Consider the following 21,355-nt stretch of genomic DNA (forward strand, 5'->3'; position numbering starts at 1 on the left):
AAATGGATTATTAGGTTACAGGCTAGAGCCAGATAATCAGCGATTATATCGGTATATTAATGCTGATCTGCTTGTTGGCTTAAAACAGCAAGGGATAGAAACGATGAATTATAAAGAGATTGCTTTAGAAATCACAGGTGACCTAAATACCGTTTATGAGCAATATAGATCGTATTGAAGGAAGGATAGAATGGTAGATTACTTATACATTATTTTTTCTTTACTTGCATTTTATCCTCTATACGTTGCTTTTAAAAAACTTTTAACCCCCTATGATGTTTATATTAATTTTTCAGCTGTATTGCTTATGGTAGCATCTAATCTTTTCCATATACATGTTTTCTATACTAGTCGGATTCCATTTTTGGGTGTATCCATATCAGATAATGACTTCATGTTTTACAGTCCTTTTGTACTATCTTGGTTGTGCACTATTACATTTATGATCGCACACAGCAGACATTATAGGAAAAACAAATGGTGACTTTATAAATTAATAAATTAATAAATTAATGATCAACAATCAGCTATACTAAGGATATAAGCAATGATCTATCTCTACATTTTATTTTCTTTGATTATGATGATTCCTTTGTATTTTTTTCAAAGTGGCTTCTACAAGCCAATAATTATTGCTGCAATTTTTCCGCTGGGATTAGTTGTACTTGTCTATATAACATTCCATATGTACGTTTTTAATTTTTATCGCGTTCCAATTATCAATATAGATATTAATGATCCATTGTAATTTGTATCCTTAATCCTTGCCCTACTTTGCTATATTCCATATTGGGTTGCACATAAGAGATTTTATCGATAAGGTTTAACTAACTAATAATCTATTAATTATTTTACTACAAGCTCGAACCAGATAATCAAAGACTATATCGGTATATAAATGCTGATCTGCTTTGGGGATTAAAAAACCAAGGAATTAAGATGATGAGTACAAAAGATATAATTTTAGAAATTGCTGGTGATATAAATACTATATATGGTCAAATGAGGAACTACTGATGAATTCAGCTTATGTTTCACTGTCTTTGATTTTATTATTCCCTGTTTATTTTTGTATAAAAAAACTATTAATATCACCCGATTTTTATCCTCATCTTTACGCAATAATATTGCCATTGATTTTTTCGGCATTTCATTTTTATGTTTTTAATTTCGATTCAATACCTCTTTTTAATGTCGATATAGCTGATAATGATTTTTTGCACTATTATTCTTTTGCTTTAGGTTATTTAAGCTGCATTCCTTATATAATAGCAAGGAGGATTGTTATCAGATAAATATAAAGGCAATTTAATCTAATGGGTTATAAGTAATGATTCATTAAATTAATGAATCATGCAAATATCACTTATAGGAAATACAGATCATATTATATCGGTATAATAATGCTGTCTGCTTGATGGTTTAAAACGACAAGGTATAGAAACTATGAATTATAAAGAGATAGCTTTAGAAATCACAGGTGACCTGAATACCGTTTACGGGCAATATAAATCGTATTGAAGGAAGGATAGAATGGTAGATTATTTATACATTATTTTTTCTTTACTTGCATTTTATCCTCTATACGTTGCTTTTAAAAAACTTTTAACCCCCGATGATGTCTACATTAATTTTTTAGCTGTATTGCTTATGGTAGCATCTAATCTTTTCCATATACATGTTTTCTATACTAGTCGGATTCCATTTTTGGGTGTGTCCATATCAGATAATGACTTCATGTTTTACAGTCCTTTTGTACTATCTTGGTTGTGTACCATTACCTGCATGATCGCACACAGCAGACATTATAGGAAAAACAAATGGTGACTTTATAAATGAATAAATTAATGATCAACAATCAGCTATACTAAAGATATAAGCAATATTTTATCTCTACATTTTATTTTCTTTGATTATGATGATTCCTTTGTATTTTTTCAAAGTAGCTTCTACAAGCCAATAATGATTATTGCAATTTTTCCGCTGAGATTAGTTGTACTTGTCTATATAACATTCCATATGTACGTTTTTAATTTTTACCGCGTTCTAATTATCAATATAGATATTAATGATCCATTGTAATTTGCATCCTTAATCCTTGCCCTACTTTGCTATATTCCATATTGGGTTTCACATAAGATATTTTATAGGAAAAATAGATAATTTTTGCAGGTAAAATAAAACTATATTACCTGCAAATAAATTAATAAATGCGATCATCCCAAATACTATAAGCACTAGTCCCTGCTATATGATGAGTCCATGTGATACTCTTATATCGCAAAGAGATCGTTTCTTGCGGCTGTGAACCTGCATGCGTTATCGAATGAGGATGATAAACAGCTAAATCAGTTATCGTCGCCCCAATCACTTTTATGGTGTAATACAACTCCTGAATCCCAGAGTGATTCGTTCTACAAACATCAAAGAACGCATCTAATATTTCATTATCTGCAATCGCCACCCCCAAAAGCGGTGATGACTTATCAATAGGTTTTTTAAATGTTATAGGATGATGATTGACATTCTGCTCTCTGGTTAGAGAGTGAGAAAGACTATATACGAGTATCTGGTCTATATGACCCAATTGACCTTTATTTCCTATTGAATCTATAGACGAACAACCTGCCGATATCAACCCCTGCTTTTGGCCCTTCAAGATTAAATAGATTAAGTCTGACATATACACTCCTTCTTAATATTAAAATATCAATAACTCATTACTAATACGAAATTTCATTCTACATAAAAAAACAAAAATAGAATTAAAATTTATGATTTCAGGGATATGTTTCAACTAAACTCAGCCATTAAAATACATTGAAACATTTTGTTACAATTATTTGCAATTTGATACAATTAGAAACACATAGCAACAAATTTAATTTAAATTGACCAATATTTTTGTTTTATTCATTATAATTAGCACTTGTCGATTAACGAAATTAATATAATATATACATCAGATTTCTCAAATAGTGATATCTTCTCAAATGAAGACAGGAAAAGGCTATTTAGCATATTGTTAACTAACAGATAAACTGGAAAAGTTCATGAATAATCAAGATCTAAACTCTAATCCCAACACTATACCTGACAATACAGAAGTGTTTATTCCTGGTGGCCTGTCCGTTAGTAGCGGAAATGGGATAACCTGGATTAGTCAAGCATGGAGTCTCGTCAAAGACAAATTAGGCATGTGGGTACTGCTCAATATTATCTATCTGGTTATTATAATGGGTCTCCAGATTATTCCTCTTCTTGGGTTGTTCGCTGGAGTTTTAGGCCCAATATTTATTGGTGGTATTATTGCTGTGTGTGAAAAACAGAGAACTACCGGACAATTTGAGCTAGTGCTGTTATTCAATGGATTTCAGAAAAATTTTACATCACTGCTTTGCGTTGGTGCTTTATCAGCTGGTGTTATAATACTTGGCATAATCTCAGCACTCATCGTCGGCGGCAGCACAATGATTCATACCTTATTATCCATCCAACAAGGGAACATTTCAGCCGAAATGCTTCAACATAGCCTATCTGCGCTATCTCTCAGTACCTTTGTTCTATTTATCTTCTGCATCGTCGCCATCGCTTTGACCTGGTTTGCACCAGCATTAATCATTACCCATAATTTGAAATTCGGCACTGCCATATCAATGAGCCTGGAAGCTGTGAAAAAGAATTTGTTACCAGGTTTCCTATTCTTCATGACTATTGGCATAATTTACATTATCTCCGCAATTCCTTTAGGTTTAGGTCTTTTAATCTCTATGCCGCTATTTTTAGCCAGTTATTATTCATCTTACCGTAATATTTTTATCAGAAGAGAAAACCATCCACTTTGATTAACTAAAATTTATACCTAATATTCACTAAATCCAGTAACCGGATTCCCAGTAAATGAGTAAATAATGAAGAAATAAAAAAAGCGTCAAATTAACGCTTTTTTATTAACACAATAATCAGCTGATATATTCTAAGCCGCCCATATATAGACTCAATACTTTAGGTGTTTAAATAAAAACATTAGCTAGAAACGCACTTACATACGGCAAACAGGATTACCAATTAAAAGCTGATAGTGAATATAAGCATCCGTTTCCAAATAAAGCCCGGATATATGTCATAAATGAAGATCACTATTTAGAAAATATGTACTAACTAAAATTCAACGTTTATGTCACAGATCATATTCATTTCCTTAAAATCAACAAAATAATATTCATGAAAATAATATAATCCACTGAAATATAAATACTATTTTTAATATACATAAAGAAATTTAAATATATTACAGCGATAATTAAACCTGATCAACTAAGTAACTCATTTATTCCACACCCATTTCGATCATTTACTCGATCACGTCAACATAATTAATATAGTTGACTAAAATCAGCCAGATAATATTTTATGAACAACTCCGCATCTTTGAAATAATTCAGAGAATCCCCCCTTCTCTGGATTATTTTATACTCCAGCAGGATATTGAACTGGTCATTGAGGTATTGAACTCTCCTTTTCCGACCCGAAATTGATCCTTTGTTAAAATGGATATAACCATACGAAATCCAAAAATCGGTGGTTATATCCATTATTGCCAGCCCGTTATTATAAACGGGTTATTAGTTGTCATTAATCAAATTGATGCTGATTCAAAGCATGTTGTGCATGAGCCGCTTGAAGATAGTTGTGGATCATTTCAATGAATTTTTCATCAGATATTTTTTTGCCATTGACTTTCAATGTCCCTCCAAAGCTATAAAGGATACGACGTTTTTTCTTCTTCAATTTTCCGCCACCTAAGCGTTTTTTAGGGGTCATATCTGGCAGAGAGGCATTGTCTGCCAGCTCCAGTGTTAATGTACTGACTTTGAAGAAAAAAGAATCAAACATCATATAATTGAAATCAATAATATTATGCAGAGGATAAGGCGTCTGAAAATCAGGACCACTGATTTTTGTTGGCTCCAAAATTATCATGCTGTTTTTACAGCGTTTATAGATGATAATTGCGAATAACAAACAAAGTAAATTCACTAAGATAATTACAGCGGAGATTGAAAGTATCCCCAATATATTCTCTGAATTGGTTCCTTCTATAATGAAAGACAAGAGGAATCCACTGCCCACAATAATCATGAGGGTTATAGTCAGAATAAACATAAGATTACGTTTACTGGATACGGTCAATGTGGCGGCTTCAGATGACACCGCCGCCTGCTCCTCCCAAATTTGTTTCTGTTCTTGATAATACTCGTCAATTTTACCTGACAGATTTTGCGTCAGTTCCACCGAAAGTGCTTTAGCATCGGCAAACAGATCATCAATATTATCGTAATATCCTGCTTCAACCTGACGCGAAGCATAATCCAGCAACTCCTGATCTATGGGTTGCTCTAGTGCTTCAATACGTGATTTGGTTGTTGGATGGGTATCCGTTGGGTGAGTGAACTCATTTTCCAAGAATTGTCCCGCATCAGGAATGCCGTTTTCACGCAGGTTATCAATAATGACAGGCAACAGATCATCGGCTTTCAATTTACCTTCAAACAACGCTGACAATTGCTTGTTAACTGCCTCGCTTACCGCTGAAATACGCAGTAGAGAGCTAGAAATAGCCTGAGTACTACTCAATCCGGCACCCACAGCATCGGCGGCATATTCACGGATACGGCTCCAATGATTAACCGCAAAATCAAACTGTTGGATGAAGAAAATACCCAAATAAATGGAAGGACTCATAACCAGACGGCTATAGTAATCTTCTCCATCTTTGACGTTACTGATCATCACATCAATGCTGCGACTCATACCTGCATAGATCGGTGAAAAATGGAGACTGTAGGTGGTATCTTCACCAGTAAAGTGCCCTAATTCATGACCAATCACCGCTGCGGATTCTTCACGGCTCAACAATGCTCCGTAGATTAGCGGGAAGTATAAGGTACGACCTTCAAGTACCTGTTCATTGTTGATGCAGACAGGATAGGAAGTTACAAAGAAACATTCCGTCAAACCGACAACAATATTATCTGGTGGTTTTGTACCGACTTGTTCAGCTAACTCATTGATCCATCGCCATAGACCAGGTGCTTCCTCTGGCGTCACGGGTTTTCCCATCAAATGGGAAGCTGAAGGGGAAAACATAGCAAAACAGTGTTTGAGTTTTACAATACCCTTAATGATGCACCACAGGATTGCCAATGCTGCTATGCCTGCAATGACAACAATTTTCCCCCCACCACCTTTCATTTCAAAATTATTGATAAACCAAAGTATTTCGTAGCTGATCAGGGAAAAAATACTGAGGCCAATCAATGTCATCTGCCCGACAAGAATAAAAGGTAGTAACCGACGACAGCGATCAAATACCTTCAATAATTCATCACGGGATTTGCGGGCTACAATACCACTACGCATACACAGCAAGATCGCGCATCCACCTAACAACAGTGATAATACACCACCGCCAATCGTCCCTAGATCCAAAATTGCCTGAAACTCACTGAGTTTGGCTTCTTCGCTACTGAGTATTTCATCTGTTTTATTAAGGATTTGTTTGGCGGTAAAAGAAGTGCCGTTGATTTTCATTGTAATGTTGGGGTCAGTTTTCAACAACTGTGCCGCCTCAGCATGTAATAATTCCATCGTGCTGAGGATCCCAGTCAGCTCACTGGTTCGGTAATATTGCCAGCCACCATAACAACTTAATATTAATGGCAGAACAAGCAGCCAAAGAAAGAGTTTATTACGCATTGAATATATCCTGTTTATATTCCTATTGGGTCGATTCACATAAGTGCAACAGCGTTAAATTGAATTCTGTTGAATGATATGGAATACGATTCTTAATTCAGAAATGAGATATGATTTAAAGTCGCAATATTGTATTCCTAAATATCCCAAGTTGTCATTCTATTTTAAATGGTAATTTATTATTAGAATAAAGACTAAGTTTATTTACTTACTGTTTATTGTTAATGAATATCTGAAATGGGGATAATCTACTATCCCCAATATCATAAAACTAATGGCCCGTTATTATCCATTTCTTTGACAACCAAGAGAAAATCAGCCCAGATATCACGCCAAAAATATGTCCTTCCGTTGAAATATCCTCTTGCCACGGTAACAGGCCAAATACGATCCCGCCATAGTACACAAACACGAGAATCGCAAAGAAGAAATCTTTTACTCTTCTCAGGAAAAAGGCATTAGCCAGCAGTAATCCCCATAAACCAAAAATCCATCCACTGGCCCCAATATGGATTGCAGTGCGCCCAAATAACCAGACTAATGTTCCTTCCATAAAGATAATAAATAGGCTGGCTAGCACATAATAACGAATGGAGTGTGTCATAAGTAACGCACTCAGTACTAATAATGCGGGAAGGTTGCTGAACAAATGCTCCCAGTCACCATGTAAGAATGGAGATAATGGAATACCCATTAATCCTTGAGCGTATCGGGGAATGATACCGAAATTGCTTAGTGCGCCACCAGTTAAAGTATTAAGCAATTGGGTTCCGATCAATATTACTGCCAATCCTATTAGAATATGAAAGTGTTGTTTTAGCCGTATTTTCACTGAGTTGTTACCTTATCACTTATTGGAAATAAAAATGAACGCTGGTCTCAAATAAAGGTGTTACGATCAGAATTGACACCACCACTACCATATTCTGAAAGTTTGGAATTTAACAATTTTGATGTATTAGGGTAATACCTCTTTAGGCGGTGGTTTAAGGCTGACAATAAAAAAGCGCCAAACTGGCGCTTTTTTATTAACATAATAAATAATCAGCCGATATATTCTAATCCGCCCATATATGGACGTAATACTTCTGGAATTTCAATGCGGCCATCTGCTTGCTGATAGTTTTCCATTACAGCAACCAAAGTACGGCCAACAGCCAAACCAGAACCATTCAGGGTATGAAGCAGCTGAGTCTTCTTATCGTCTTTACCACGGAAACGCGCCTGCATACGGCGAGCCTGGAAATCCCACATGTTAGAACAGGAAGAGATTTCACGGTAAGTGTTCTGCGCTGGCAACCACACTTCCAGATCGTAAGTTTTACATGCACCAAAGCCCATATCACCCGTACACAGTAAGACCTTACGATAAGGGAGGTTCAGTAATTGCAATACTTTCTCTGCATGGTTCGTTAACTCTTCAAGCGCATTCATTGATTCTTCAGGATGAACAATCTGGACCAATTCAACCTTATCAAACTGGTGCATCCGGATCAGGCCACGGGTATCACGGCCATAAGAACCCGCTTCTGAACGGAAGCAAGGTGTATGCGCTGTCATTTTCAGTGGTAATTCGCTTTCATCCAGAATTTCACCACGAACTAAGTTGGTTACCGGCACTTCAGCCGTCGGGATCAGTGCGTAATGGTTCGCTGCTTCCTCTTCTAAGGGCTTGGTATGGAAAAGATCTTCACCAAATTTAGGCAACTGACCTGTACCATATAAAGTGTCATGGTTAACCAGATAAGGAACGTAGGTTTCCAGATAACCATGCTGCTCGGTGTGAAGATTCAGCATAAATTGCGCCAAGGCACGATGCAGACGGGCAATCTGCCCTTTCATCACCACAAAGCGCGAGCCGGTCAGCTTAACGGCAGCGGCAAAATCCAGCCCATTTGTCAGTTCACCTAATGAAACATGATCTTTGATTTCAAAATCATATTTACGTGGTTCACCCCAGCGACTCACTTCCAGATTATCATTCTCATCTTTACCTATCGGTGCAGAGTCATCTGGCATGTTAGGAATACTTAACACCAAATCGCGGATTTCAGCCTGAAGTTTTTCCAGTTCGGATTTCGCTGTATCCAACTTCTCACCTAACTGGTTCACTTCCTGACGTAACGGATCAATATCTTCACCACGGGATTTTGCCGCACCAATAGCTTTCGATCGGGAATTACGTTCTGCTTGCAGGGTTTCAGTTTCAACTTGTAAAACTTTGCGGCGCTCTTCTTGTTTGCGCAGCGTATCCACGTCAAGGGTATAACCCCTGCGAGCCAGTTTTTCGGCGACTGCGTCTAGCTCATTACGCAGTATGTTTGGATCGAGCATGCTAGTCCTGTGCTTGTCGTTATTAAGTTAGATGATGTGAATAGACCCACAAGTTTATGGGCCATAAGATATTTTTACCCGTCAACCTTACCGTAACAGCAACATTAGCGATAGCGTTTTATCGGGCTATTTTGATCCTGTTCAGCAAGCCAGGCGAGTTTATCACCTATTTTGCCTTCTAAACCTCTGTTAGCCGGGTGATAATAGCGGGTTTCCCGCATTTCAGGCGGAAAATAAACTTCACCGGCAGCGTAAGCGTTAGGTTCGTCATGAGCATAGCGATATTCTTCACCGAGCCCCATCTCTTTCATCAATTTTGTCGGCGCATTACGCAAATGAGCAGGAACATCATAGTCAGGCTTTTCCTTTGCATCAGCCAGCGCTGCTTTAAACGCGGTATAAACAGCATTGCTTTTCGGTGCACAGGCAAGATAAACAATCGCCTGAGCAATTGCCCTTTCACCTTCTGCTGGCCCAACCCGGGTAAAACAATCCCATGCGGCAATGGCGACTTGCATTGCCCTGGGATCCGCATTACCAACATCTTCCGAAGCAATAGCCAGTAAACGACGGGCAACATATAGCGGATCACCACCAGCGGTAATAATCCGGGCATACCAGTAAAGCGCAGCGTCAGGCGCAGAGCCACGCACAGATTTATGTAATGCTGAAATTAAATCGTAATAACGATCACCTTTATTATCAAAACGAGCGCTGCGCTCTCCGCTGACTTCGTTTAATAACTCGAGTGTCAAAACCCGTTGTCCCTGAGTATTGGTTTCTGCCATATCCGCCATCATTTCCAGCAGATTTAGCGAACGACGGGCATCACCGGAAACCAGCTCTGCAACCATGTGACGAGTGTTTTCCGGCAAAACAATATCCTGACTATGATAACCACGCTCTTTATCCTTCATGGCTTGATCAAGTACTTGTTCAATCTCCTCTATCGTCAATGATTTAAGCAGATAAACACGCGCCCGTGAGAGTAATGCGGAATTCAGCTCAAAAGAGGGGTTTTCTGTCGTAGCGCCAATAAAGGTAATCGTGCCATCTTCGATATGTGGTAGAAAAGCATCCTGTTGGCTTTTGTTAAAACGATGTACTTCATCAACAAACAAAATCGTTCTACGCCCTGCATTCCGGTTTTGACGCGCTTTTTCAATAGATTCACGTATTTCTTTAATACCGGAAGTGACCGCAGATATTCGTTCAATATCCGCCTGCGCATAATGTCCAATAATTTCAGCTAATGTTGTTTTCCCCGTTCCAGGCGGCCCCCATAAAATCATGGAGTGCAGTTGCCCCGCCCGGATAGCTCTCGGCAATGGTTTTCCTTCAGCCAGTAAATGCTGCTGGCCGATATATTGCTCTAATGTCACCGGCCGCATACGCGCAGCCAGCGGCTGGAATTCATTTTGTGAAAAATCGAGTGACAGGTTGCTCACTTAAAACCTCACTGGCGCTGATCATCCAATGTGACGCCTTTCGGTAGCGTAAAACTGAACTTTGTCGCATCTACATGGGTATTTTGCTGACCTTTTAATTGATAGATACTTTTTTGTCCATCCTGTTCAACAGCCGAGAATTTCTGAATAGTGCCATCAGTCGTTACCGTAATAAAAAAGCGTTTCAGATTGCCATTGATATTATTCGGCTTCAGCTCAAAATCATTCCCTTTCTGGCTGATTTTATATTGAGACCAGTCTTTAGCATCGTTACGGGTAATAAGCATAAACGGCGTGTTGCCGGTGGCATCTTTCAGCCAGTTGGCTGTTACCTGCTCAACAAACGGATTATAGAACCACAACGTTTTACCATCCGATACCAAAACACTTTCATCAGGTGATGTCATATGCCAGTTAAATAAGTTTGGGCGTTTAACCCACAATTGCCCTTCACCTTCCTGAATTGTTGCACCATCATCACTGGTTACTGTTTGCGTAAAGCTGGCATGAAAACTATTTACTTTGCCCAAACGTTCCTGCAAATCCTGACTGGCATTTGCCCATGCTGAATTGATACTCATGCCAGCCATCAAACAACCCATCAATATTAGCTTCTTCATGTAAGAGATACCTTTACTCAGCGTTATTACCCGGTGTATTTGTTATCGGAATTGTCCGCACATTTAAAATTAATTATCCGCGCTCATGTGGCGGTGGCGCCAATATTTCACGATTGCCATTATGGCCTGGAGCACTGACAATCTGCTGTGCTTCCATCTGCTCTACAATCCGCGCAGCACGGTTATAACCAATACGAAACTGGCGCTGTACGCCAGAAATCGAAACCCGCTGTTTTTCAATCACGAATTCAACTGCCTGATCGAACAGTACATCCAATTCCTCGCTGCTATCAAGACCCAGACCACCTTCAGCATCATCACCACCACTGAGGATACTGTCAACGTACTCAGGACGACCACGAGCTTTCCAGTCATTAACCACTTCATGAACTTCCTGATCCCGGACAAATGCACCGTGAACACGCACCGGGATAGAGGAGTTTGGCGCTAAATAAAGCATGTCTCCCATTCCCAAAAGAGATTCAGCACCGCTTTGATCAAGGATCGTTCGGGAATCAATCTTGCTGGAAACCGTAAAGGCAATACGGGTTGGAATGTTAGCTTTGATCAGGCCGGTAATAATATCGACAGATGGACGTTGAGTCGCCAGAACTAAATGAATACCGGCAGCCCGGGCTTTCTGCGCCAAGCGGGCAATCAACTCTTCTACTTTTTTGCCGACTGTCATCATCAGGTCAGCAAATTCATCCACCATAACAACAATATAAGGCTCTTTTTTCAGTACAGGATGAGTGATATCCATGCTGTCGCCAGGTTTCCAGAATGGATGAGGAATTGGACGGCCCATTTCTTCCGCCTGTTTAACCTTTTCGTTATAACCAGCCAGATTACGTACACCCAACGCGGACATCAGTTTATAGCGACGTTCCATTTCACTAACACACCAGCGCAGTGCATTCGCCGCGTCTTTCATATCAGTAACAACTTCAGTCAACAAATGCGGAATGCCTTCATAAACCGACAACTCCAGCATTTTCGGGTCAATCATGATAAAGCGGACATCCTCCGGTTTTGCTTTATAGAGGATGCTGAGGATCATCGCATTGACCCCAACAGATTTACCTGAGCCAGTCGTACCCGCCACCAGCAAGTGAGGCATTTTACCTAAATCAGCGACAACCGGCTGACCACCAATATCTTTACCCAATACAATTGTCAGTGGTGATGGATTATCGCGAAATTTTTCGCAATCTAATACTTCGCGCAAATAAACTGTCTGACGTTTTCTATTCGGCAATTCCAAACCGACATAAGGTTTACCTGGAATCACTTCAACAATACGCACAGCGACCGCAGATAACGAACGTGCTAAGTCTCTTGATAAGTTAGAAATTCGTGATGCTTTAACACCTGGAGCCAAATCCAGTTCAAACCGGGTAATCACCGGCCCTGGAGAGAAACCAACCACATCAGCTTTAACCCGATAATCACTCAAACGCGCTTCAATTAAACGGGAAGTTTGCTCAAGAGCAAACATATCAACCGGCTCTTCTTCTGCTAAAGGGCTGGCTAACAGATCGAGCGAAGGCATTGGCGTCGTTGGTTTTGGTAACGGCTGATCATTACGAACCAGAAATGGATGAAACAAGCTATCTTGCTGCGGTTGCTGCGCAACATTATTGTGTGTAGGCGCCGGTGTAAAAGCAATTTCTGTGGGCTGTTCTGATAAACTTTCCGGCACTGATTGAACTGAAGGCGTAAACAGCGGCTCTGCCGGCTCTTTTGCCACTAAATCTTCAACCGGTGAGAAATCATTCAAGATCGATAAACTTTCCAGAGTAGAGAGTTCTTTTTCCTGCTGCTGGTAGCCCTGCACGTGGTAACGCTCACGTTGCCATGACGCAACTGCCTGTTTAACAATCTCTGTCTGAACCGGTTCTTCCACTGGAAGCTGATTTTCCGGTTCTAGTTGATTCTGTACTATCTGAGGCTGAATTAGAGCCTGTTCTTCGATATCCGCAGTGATATGGTAACGCTCACTCTGCTGTTCAAGAAACTGCTGGCGCAGCAACTCTTCCTGCTGTTTATCAGACTCAGTATCATCACAACCATCTATCTGTTGTCTAGCCTCTTCTTCACGCTGTTGCTGTTCTGCAAGACGCTGTGAAGGAACTTTGACGCCATACAGTTCACGACGGGTTGGCAGACGGACTGGGTTAGGACGAGGCAGTTCCGGCCCGATCCCCCGTTTAATCTGAGAATTGCCTGTTATAACCGTTGCAGAAGCTGCTGTCGCAATATCTTTTGGCTCTATTTCAGGCGTGAAAATGGAGGTGTCACTGCTATTATGTCCGTTGCCAGCCAGTTCAAATGTTGGAGCCGCTTCAACCGCAAGCTCGGATTCAGGTTTAAAATTATATTCAGAAGGAATTTCAAACATGTAACGAACAGGTTCGTCACTGTTTTTTTCATGTTGTTCTGCGAATGACTGAGACCATACAGCGTCATCAGATATACTGATCTGAATTTCAGGTTCAGCATCAATATCAGCCATACCAATGGTTGGGATATCAGATGGCTGTTTTTCTTCAACTTCTGCTTTCACTGATTCTGGTTCATCCAGTTCAGCTTTTGCCAATTCCGCAGCTGAAGGTGCTGTAAACAGCACATCATCATGATCAATATCAACCGCTGTAAATTCGGGTTCTGTTTTACCATTGGTGGAATTCTCCGGTTCAATAACCGTTTCACCATATGGAGTATATTCTTGTTCATGACGGCTGCGATTGGTAATAAATTCTATCGAGCCAAGAATTATTGCCCCGGTTTTTTCAGCAATCGTCAACCATGACCAGCCAGTAAATAACGTAAACCCAATTGCCCAAACACACAGTAAGGCCAGCGTCGCACCCAATTCATTAAACCAAGGCAACATCGCACTGCTAAACAAACTGCCAATAATACCGCCAGAAGCAAAATAATGGAGATCATCAACATTCAACGCAGCTAATCCACATGAAGTCAAGACGATGGCTAATGCGCCAATAACGCGCAAAGCAAGCACGAAAAAATCGACATATTCTCTGTCATCATGTTGTCTGAAAGCAGTCCAACAACCCAATATCATTAGTGGCGGGATGGCATAAGCCAGTATACCGAATGCAGAAAACAGCGTATCGGCCAACCATGCGCCAACACCACCACCCAAATTATGGACCGGCTCATGCCACGCAGTCTGAGACCAACTGGGATCAGAAGGGTTAAAACTGATAAGTGCGACCATCAGATAAGCCGCTAAGATAACAATGACAAGCAATACAGCTTCCAACAGCCTGCGCCCACTACTAAGTCTTTTCAACCTAATATTTTTATCTTCTGTATATTCCTGGCTCAAGAAAGGCTCTCCAGGTTTCCTGTTGATTTAACGGAACAACGCCGAGATAGCTCAGCGTTGAAACTGTATGCATAAACAGGAGTGTACCTAAGTTCTTCCAGTTTTGCACCTGTACATTTTTTTTGGCAGGATTTCAGCGAGTCTTAATGACCAAACGGTTACTCTGCTTCACTTCTTCCATCACAACATATGTGCGGGTGTCATTAACACCTGGCAGACGCAGCAAAGTTTCGCCCAGTAACTTACGATACGCTGACATATCTGGTACGCGGGTTTTCAATAAGTAATCGAAATCACCGGAAACCAAATGACATTCCTGAATCTCTTCCAATTTCTGCACAGCAGAATTGAATTGTTCAAAAACATCGGGTGCGCCACGGTTTAGGGTAATTTCAACAAACACCAGCAACGACGCATCCAGATAATGAGGATTCAACAATGCGGTGTAGCCAATAATAAATCCTTGACGCTCCAAGCGACGCACACGCTCCAAGCAAGGAGTCGGCGACAATCCTACCCGTTTAGACAGTTCTACGTTAGAAATTCGACCATCTTTCTGCAACTCATTGAGGATATTACGATCTATACGATCAAGATCTTTTCCCGGACGTTTTTTATTATCTATCATCTTTTGATCTCTCTTTATTTTCCTACACCCATAACATTTTCCCCTATCTCTTTTGAGTCTGAGCTGGAAAAGATGTCTTTTAAAGTTAAAGCCTCGCTCTATCAGAGTAAAGCAGCTCACAGGCCATTTTCGTCGTGCTGCACAGAGAAGATTATCCGCATATCGATTTGTCGATTTTTATGGAAACGAATTTAGCGAGGTGGATAATTATCTCTTACAGTGATGTTTTCGCAAATGCACAGCCGATTGTCAAAGTAAATGAACAAAAATCAGAACAACCTGTGGAACAAATTTTCAGTTAATCGTTTCGATAGCTTACCATTGATTAAAAATGAGCAAATGAAAGCCAAACAGTACTAAAAGAACACTTTTCTCAGGTTAAAGTCATTATTGGTTAATATCTATCGGTAAAATCGTTAGTAACATGAGTCTTTTAGCTTTTTTTACCCTCCTATTTCTCCTACAATCGCTCGATATACGATATGCGATAAATGGAAATGAGGTATTCATGAGCACCGCCAAACACCATAAACTCATTATTCTTGGCTCCGGTCCGGCAGGCTATACGGCTGCGGTTTATGCCGCCCGGGCAAATTTAAATCCGGTTCTTATTACCGGGGTTGAAAAAGGCGGTCAGTTGACTACAACCACTGAAGTCGAAAACTGGCCCGGTGATCCTGAAGGTCTGACCGGCCCAGGGCTAATGGAACGTATGCACCAACATGCTGAAAAATTCCAGACCGAAATCATTTTTGACCATATTCAAAAAGTTGATCTGCAAAACCAGCCTTTCCGTCTTTATGGTGATGAGCAAGAATATACCTGTGACGCACTGATTATCGCAACAGGCGCTTCTGCACGTTATTTGGGTCTGCCTTCCGAGGAGGCGTTTAAAGGCCGTGGTATTTCAGCCTGTGCAACCTGTGATGGCTTCTTTTATCGTAACCAGAAGGTTGCCGTTGTCGGCGGCGGTAATACCGCAGTAGAAGAGGCTTTATATCTGGCAAATATTGCAGCAGAAGTTCACCTGATTCATCGCCGTGATACATTCCGTTCAGAGAAAATCCTGATTGGCCGTCTGATGGATAAAGTTAAAAACGGCAATATCATTCTGCACACTAATCGTACTCTGGATGAAGTGCTCGGTGATGAGATGGGCGTTACGGGTGTCCGTCTGCGCGATACCAACAGCGGCACAACCGAAGAATTAGCTGTTACCGGTACATTCATTGCTATCGGCCATACTCCTAACACCGCTATCTTTGCAGGACAATTGGAACTGGAGAATGGTTACATTAAAGTTCAGTCCGGTTTACAGGGTAACGCGACTCAAACTTCCATTCCCGGTGTATTCGCCGCTGGTGATGTAATGGACCACACCTACCGCCAGGCAATTACGTCCGCAGGTACAGGTTGTATGGCTGCCCTTGATGCAGAACGTTTTCTGGATGGGCTGGCTGCGAAATAAACTCTTTTTCTTTCAAGGCGCTATTTCAGTAGCGCCTTTTCGCATGTAACATATCGGCAGGATGCTGACACTAGTCCAGCCTTTTTGATAATCAGAATATTTCCTATGGACAAAACAAGACAGTATGAATTGGTTCGCTGGTTGAAGCAGCAAAGTGCTCCGGCCCGGCGCTGGCTCCACCTGTCCATGCTATTTGGCTTGATCAGTGGTTTGTTGATTATCATTCAAGCCTGGTTACTGGCCTCAATCCTGCAAGCTTTAATCATGGATAATATTCCCCGCGGGCACATCATGGATAAATTCTGGATGCTGGCGGCAACCTTTGCTCTGCGGGCAATAATCAGTGTTATCCGGGAACGGATCGGTTTTATTTGCGGCAAAATCGTGCGCCAGAAAATCCGCGCGCTGGTATTGGATAAACTTGAACAACTTGGTCCAGTATGGGTTAAAGGCAAACCAGCAGGTAGCTGGGCAACGATTATTCTTGAGCAAATAGACGATATGCAGGATTACTACTCTCGCTATCTGCCACAGATGTACCTCGCAGTGATGATCCCTATTCTTATCCTGATCACCCTATTTCCTGTGAACTGGGCTGCCGGGCTGATTTTGTTTGCAACGGCTCCGCTTATTCCCCTGTTTATGGCACTGGTTGGTTTAGGCGCCGCAGATGCCAATAGGCGAAACTTTGTCGCGTTGGAGCGGTTAAGCGGTAATTTCCTTGATCGTCTGCGCGGGCTGGAAACGTTGCGCCTGTTTTATCGCGGCAAAGCGGAAGTACAACAAATCAGCGAATCCACTGAAGATTTCCGCCGCAAGACAATGGAAGTTCTGAGAATGGCGTTCCTCTCTTCAGCAGTACTGGAGTTCTTTGCTGCTATTTCTATTGCCGTCGTTGCCGTCTATTTTGGCTTCTCCTATCTGGGTGAGCTTAATTTTGGCAGTTACGGTATGGGCGTGACCCTGTTTGCTGGTTTTCTGGTATTAATCCTCGCTCCGGAATTTTTCCAACCACTGCGTGATCTTGGTACTTATTATCACGCCAAAGCACAGGCGATTGGTGCAGCCGAATCATTGGTGACTTTGCTAAACAGTGATGGTGAACATGCGCCTGCGAGTGGCGATAAAACGCTAAGTAGCCAAAGTTCGCCGACAATAATCGCGAATAATCTGGAAATTCTGGCTCACGATGGCAACCCGCTGGCTGGCCCGCTAAATTTTATTCTAGAGAAAAATCAACGGGTCGCATTAGTTGGACAAAGCGGAGCAGGTAAAAGCTCACTCTTGAATTTATTGTTAGGGTTCCTGCCCTACCGTGGCTCAATACAAATCAATGGCATTGAGCTGCGTGAGTTAGATCCACAAAAATGGCGTGATCAACTGAGCTGGGTTGGGCAAAATCCACACCTGCCTGAGCAAACTTTGCTTGATAATCTTCGCCTGAGCCAACCAGATGCCAATCAACAACAAATCCATCAGATTATAGAGCAGGCATACGTCGCCGAATTTATTAATGATTTACCTGATGGGCTGAATACTCTCATTGGTGATAATGCAGCACGGCTATCCGTTGGTCAGGCCCAGCGTATCGCTGTTGCTCGCGCCTTATTGAAACCTTGCCAATTATTGTTACTGGATGAGCCCGCCGCCAGCTTGGATGCTCATAGCGAACAACGGGTTATGCAAACACTGAATCAGGCATCTCATCTTCAGACGACCCTGTTAGTTACCCACCAATTGGAAGAAACGCTGGAATATGATCAGATCTGGGTTATGGAAAAAGGGTTAATCATTGAACAGGGAGATTATCAGACACTGAGCCAATCTCAGGGAGTATTCGCCCGTCTGTTATCTCATCGGAGCGAGGAGCTTTAGTGATGCGGGTATTGCTTCCTTTTCTGGCGCTCTATCGCCGCCATTGGTTTCTTATCAGTTTGGGTATGGTTCTGGCGATTGTTACGTTACTCGCCAGCATAGGCTTACTGACGCTGTCTGGTTGGTTCCTTGCCGGCACCGCGCTGGCAGGTTTTGCCGGACTTAATACATTCAACTATATGTTACCGGCCGCAGGTGTCCGCGGCGCCGCTATTCTTCGTACTGCCGGGCGCTATGCTGAACGGCTGGTCAGCCATGATGCAACTTTTCGTGTACTGGCACACTTGCGGGTATTTGCCTTTCAGAAAATTTTGCCGCTTTCACCGGGAGGAATCGCCCGTTTTCGCCAAGGTGAATTACTTAACCGGCTAGTTGCTGATGTTGAAACGTTGGACCACCTCTATTTACGGGTAATTTCACCGATATTCGCCGCCGTTGTCGTTATCATCGTCCTCACTTTCAGCCTCGGTTTTCTGGATCTCACATTGGCCTACACCCTTGGCAGTATTATGCTGACTCTACTGATCCTGCTGCCATTTGTATTTTATCACGCAGGTAAACCCATCGGCCGCGATCTGACCATTCTGCGTGGTCAATACCGCACCCAACTGACGGCGATATTGCAGGGGCAAGCCGAATTGATGGTATTCGGCGCTCTTGAGCGATTCCGGGAGTCGATGGCGGATGTTGAATCACGTTGGCTAAAGCGTCAACAGCAGCAAGCGAATCTGACCGGCTTGTCACAAGCAATCATGATTTTTACCACCGGTATGACCGTCACATTAATCCTGTGGATAGCCGCTAATGATGTGGGAGGGAATAGTCAGCCAGGCGCCTTGATTGCACTGTTTGTCTTCTGCTCGCTTGCCGCTTTTGAAACTCTGGGTCCAGTCGCTGTTGCATTCCAATATCTGGGACAAGTCATTACCTCTGCAACCCACGTTTCCCAATTGATGCAACAAGAGCCAGAAGTGACTTTCCCGGCGTCAGGGCCGGAAAGTTCAGAGCAAGTCAGTATTAACATTAAAAATCTCAGTTTCTCTTACCCTGGGCAACCATTACCTGTCCTGAAAAATATTTCTCTCTGTTTGAAAGCGGGAGAACATATCGCTCTGTTAGGAAAAACAGGTTGTGGTAAATCTACATTGCTACAGTTACTCACCCGTGCCTGGGATGCTAATGCAGGCTCTATCTGTCTGAACCAGCATCTCATTACTGCTTATGACGAACCGGCTCTGCGCAGTATGATATCGGTTGTTCCACAACGTGTTCATGTATTCAGCCATACGTTGCGTGAAAATTTATTACTGGCAAAACCAAACGCCATCGATAATGAGCTGGAAACTGTGTTGAAACAGGTAGGTTTAAGCAATCTGCTGGAAACAGATGAGGGGCTGAACTGCTGGATAGGCGAAGGTGGTCGTCAGTTATCCGGCGGTGAACAGCGCCGTCTGGGCATTGCCAGAGCGTTACTGCACTCAGCGCCACTCATGTTACTGGATGAACCAACAGAAGGGCTTGATGCGGATACTGAACAGCAAATTCTGTCCCTGCTGCGCCAGCATTGCCAGCATAAGACATTGATTATTGTTACCCATCGTCTGTACAGTCTTGACCATATGGACCGTATTTATGTCATGGATGGAGGCGCCATTATTGAACAAGGGCAGCATAATGAGTTACTGGCTCAACAAGGCCGCTATTATCAGTTTTATCAGCGGCAATATCAGATTCGTCCTGAATCGGGGCTGTAATACACCATGCCAATAATTCAACTGGATGATGATTCATATGACTTCCCTCATCCAGCAGAGGCATTAATGGAGCCGAACGGCCTGCTGGCAGTGGGCGGAGATTTATCCCCTGAACGGTTGAGCGCAGCTTATCACCACGGAATCTTCCCTTGGTTTTTACCAAGTGAAATACCGCTTTGGTGGTCGCCTGATCCACGTGCGATAATCATGCCGGGCGAACTGCATATTGGCCGGACATTACGCCGGTTTCTGCGCAATCATCCATACCGCATTACGGTGAATCACGCTTTTGAACAAGTGATTCATTACTGCGCTCAACGGCAGGAAGGAACCTGGATAAGCAGGGATATCCAACAAGGTTATCAGGAGTTACACCAGGCAGGAAAAGCACATTCGGTAGAAGTCTGGTATGGTGAACATATTGTCGGTGGTCTGTATGGCGTCAGCGTTGGCACTTTATTTTGCGGTGAATCTATGTTCAGCCGAATGGAGAATGCATCTAAATGCGCTTTCGTCGCTTTCTATCACCACTTTCTACGATACAGTGGTGAACTGCTTGATTGCCAGGTGTTAAATCATCACACTGCTTCATTAGGAGCAAAGGAAATCTCCAGGGAAGAATTTATTCAGTATCTTTATCAATTCAGAAACCAGTCATTAAAACCTGGCTGCTGGTTGCAACAAGTACTGGAATTATAATCAATATTTTACCAACCAATGTTGATTATGGCGGGAATGCAACCATGAGTTATTTGCAAATATAGTGGTTTAAAAGACAACATTCCTTTACATAATGAGGGTTTTTCGGCATTATCTTGCCGGTTAAAAACGATGGTTATTAAACTTAGAGGATTAGATGGCCAAAGAAGACAATATTGAAATGCAAGGTACCGTGCTGGACACGCTGCCAAATACTATGTTCCGCGTTGAATTAGAAAACGGGCACGTAGTCACTGCTCACATCTCCGGTAAAATGCGTAAAAATTACATCCGCATCCTGACAGGCGACAAGGTTACAGTTGAGCTGACCCCATATGACCTGAGCAAAGGCCGTATCGTCTTCCGTAGCCGCTGATTCATTACCGTTTCAGGTATTACACCACAGGTAATAGCA

At 41.9% G+C, this 21,355-nt stretch carries 13 protein-coding genes and 2 pseudogenes; 6 read left to right on the plus strand and 9 right to left on the minus strand.

Annotated elements, in window-relative coordinates:
- Positions 1-2,203: 2,203 nt before the first annotated feature.
- The gene (locus ABR397_RS03320) at positions 2,204-2,683 is read right to left on the minus strand and encodes an Hcp family type VI secretion system effector (protein ID WP_350304466.1); all 480 of its coding nucleotides are present in this window, start codon (positions 2,681-2,683) and stop codon (positions 2,204-2,206) included.
- 370 nt (positions 2,684-3,053) lie between these two features.
- Here ABR397_RS03320 and ABR397_RS03325 point away from each other — a divergent pair, with 370 nt between their 5' ends.
- Entirely contained in the window at positions 3,054-3,845 is a 792-nt protein-coding gene (locus ABR397_RS03325) for a BPSS1780 family membrane protein (protein ID WP_350304467.1), read from the plus strand.
- A 790-nt stretch (positions 3,846-4,635) separates the two neighbouring features.
- Here the strand turns inward: ABR397_RS03325 and ABR397_RS03330 are convergent.
- The 8 genes and pseudogenes from ABR397_RS03330 to lrp form a co-directional block, all read right to left on the minus strand.
- Entirely contained in the window at positions 4,636-6,759 is a 2,124-nt protein-coding gene (locus ABR397_RS03330) for a M48 family metallopeptidase (RefSeq protein ID WP_350304468.1), read from the minus strand.
- A gap of 271 nt (positions 6,760-7,030) precedes the next feature.
- Positions 7,031-7,591: a rhomboid family intramembrane serine protease gene (locus ABR397_RS03335; protein WP_350304469.1), complete on the minus strand. Its 561-nt coding sequence runs from the start codon at positions 7,589-7,591 to the stop codon at positions 7,031-7,033.
- 212 nt (positions 7,592-7,803) lie between these two features.
- Positions 7,804-9,093 carry a serine--tRNA ligase gene (gene serS / locus ABR397_RS03340; protein ID WP_350304470.1) on the minus strand — a complete coding sequence of 430 codons (1,290 nt, stop codon included), beginning with the start codon at positions 9,091-9,093 and terminating at the stop codon, positions 7,804-7,806.
- 104 nt (positions 9,094-9,197) lie between these two features.
- Positions 9,198-10,541, minus strand: coding sequence for a replication-associated recombination protein A (locus ABR397_RS03345; RefSeq protein ID WP_350304471.1), 1,344 nt, complete (start codon positions 10,539-10,541; stop codon positions 9,198-9,200).
- Positions 10,542-10,549: 8 nt separating this feature from the next.
- Complete coding sequence (lolA, locus tag ABR397_RS03350) at positions 10,550-11,161, minus strand: outer membrane lipoprotein chaperone LolA (RefSeq protein ID WP_350304472.1); 612 nt, start codon at positions 11,159-11,161, stop codon at positions 10,550-10,552.
- A 73-nt stretch (positions 11,162-11,234) separates the two neighbouring features.
- Positions 11,235-13,400, minus strand: a pseudogene (locus ABR397_RS03355) (DNA translocase FtsK); the annotation flags it as partial.
- Positions 13,401-14,003: 603 nt separating this feature from the next.
- Positions 14,004-14,405, minus strand: a pseudogene (locus tag ABR397_RS24950) (DNA translocase FtsK 4TM domain-containing protein); the annotation flags it as partial.
- A 244-nt stretch (positions 14,406-14,649) separates the two neighbouring features.
- The gene (gene lrp, locus ABR397_RS03360; protein WP_350304474.1) at positions 14,650-15,144 is read right to left on the minus strand and encodes a leucine-responsive transcriptional regulator Lrp; all 495 of its coding nucleotides are present in this window, start codon (positions 15,142-15,144) and stop codon (positions 14,650-14,652) included.
- Positions 15,145-15,652: 508 nt separating this feature from the next.
- On the opposite strand from lrp, the gene trxB reads away from it, so the two are divergent.
- From trxB to infA, 5 genes are all read left to right on the plus strand, one after another.
- Positions 15,653-16,612 (plus strand): thioredoxin-disulfide reductase, encoded by a 960-nt coding sequence (gene trxB, locus ABR397_RS03365; RefSeq protein ID WP_350304475.1) that lies wholly within the window; start codon positions 15,653-15,655, stop codon positions 16,610-16,612.
- Between the two features lie 105 nt (positions 16,613-16,717).
- A complete protein-coding gene (cydD, locus tag ABR397_RS03370; protein WP_350304476.1) occupies positions 16,718-18,487 on the plus strand; it encodes a heme ABC transporter permease/ATP-binding protein CydD in 1,770 nt (589 codons plus the stop codon).
- Positions 18,488-18,489: 2 nt separating this feature from the next.
- Positions 18,490-20,241: a heme ABC transporter ATP-binding protein/permease CydC gene (gene cydC, locus ABR397_RS03375; protein WP_350304477.1), complete on the plus strand. Its 1,752-nt coding sequence runs from the start codon at positions 18,490-18,492 to the stop codon at positions 20,239-20,241.
- 6 nt (positions 20,242-20,247) lie between these two features.
- Positions 20,248-20,940: a leucyl/phenylalanyl-tRNA--protein transferase gene (aat, locus tag ABR397_RS03380; RefSeq protein ID WP_350304478.1), complete on the plus strand. Its 693-nt coding sequence runs from the start codon at positions 20,248-20,250 to the stop codon at positions 20,938-20,940.
- A 157-nt stretch (positions 20,941-21,097) separates the two neighbouring features.
- Positions 21,098-21,316, plus strand: a complete 219-nt coding sequence (gene infA / locus ABR397_RS03385) for a translation initiation factor IF-1 (protein ID WP_002211347.1) — start codon at positions 21,098-21,100, stop codon at positions 21,314-21,316.
- Positions 21,317-21,355 lie beyond the last annotated feature (39 nt).

Source organism: Photorhabdus viridis, from assembly GCF_040256935.1.
Lineage (GTDB): Bacteria > Pseudomonadota > Gammaproteobacteria > Enterobacterales > Enterobacteriaceae > Photorhabdus > Photorhabdus viridis.

Excerpts from the sequence above, each read along its gene's own strand:
- infA (WP_002211347.1), top strand. The coding sequence starts at position 21,098 with ATGGCCAAAGAAGACAATATTGAAATGCAAGGTACCGTGCTGGACACG.
- serS (WP_350304470.1), bottom strand. The coding sequence starts at position 9,093 with ATGCTCGATCCAAACATACTGCGTAATGAGCTAGACGCAGTCGCCGAA.
- lolA (WP_350304472.1), bottom strand. The coding sequence starts at position 11,161 with ATGAAGAAGCTAATATTGATGGGTTGTTTGATGGCTGGCATGAGTATC.
- aat (WP_350304478.1), top strand. The coding sequence starts at position 20,248 with ATGCCAATAATTCAACTGGATGATGATTCATATGACTTCCCTCATCCA.
- ABR397_RS03325 (WP_350304467.1), top strand. The coding sequence starts at position 3,054 with ATGAATAATCAAGATCTAAACTCTAATCCCAACACTATACCTGACAAT.
- cydC (WP_350304477.1), top strand. The coding sequence starts at position 18,490 with ATGCGGGTATTGCTTCCTTTTCTGGCGCTCTATCGCCGCCATTGGTTT.
- ABR397_RS03320 (WP_350304466.1), bottom strand. The coding sequence starts at position 2,683 with ATGTCAGACTTAATCTATTTAATCTTGAAGGGCCAAAAGCAGGGGTTG.
- cydD (WP_350304476.1), top strand. The coding sequence starts at position 16,718 with ATGGACAAAACAAGACAGTATGAATTGGTTCGCTGGTTGAAGCAGCAA.
- ABR397_RS03330 (WP_350304468.1), bottom strand. The coding sequence starts at position 6,759 with ATGCGTAATAAACTCTTTCTTTGGCTGCTTGTTCTGCCATTAATATTA.
- trxB (WP_350304475.1), top strand. The coding sequence starts at position 15,653 with ATGAGCACCGCCAAACACCATAAACTCATTATTCTTGGCTCCGGTCCG.
- lrp (WP_350304474.1), bottom strand. The coding sequence starts at position 15,144 with ATGATAGATAATAAAAAACGTCCGGGAAAAGATCTTGATCGTATAGAT.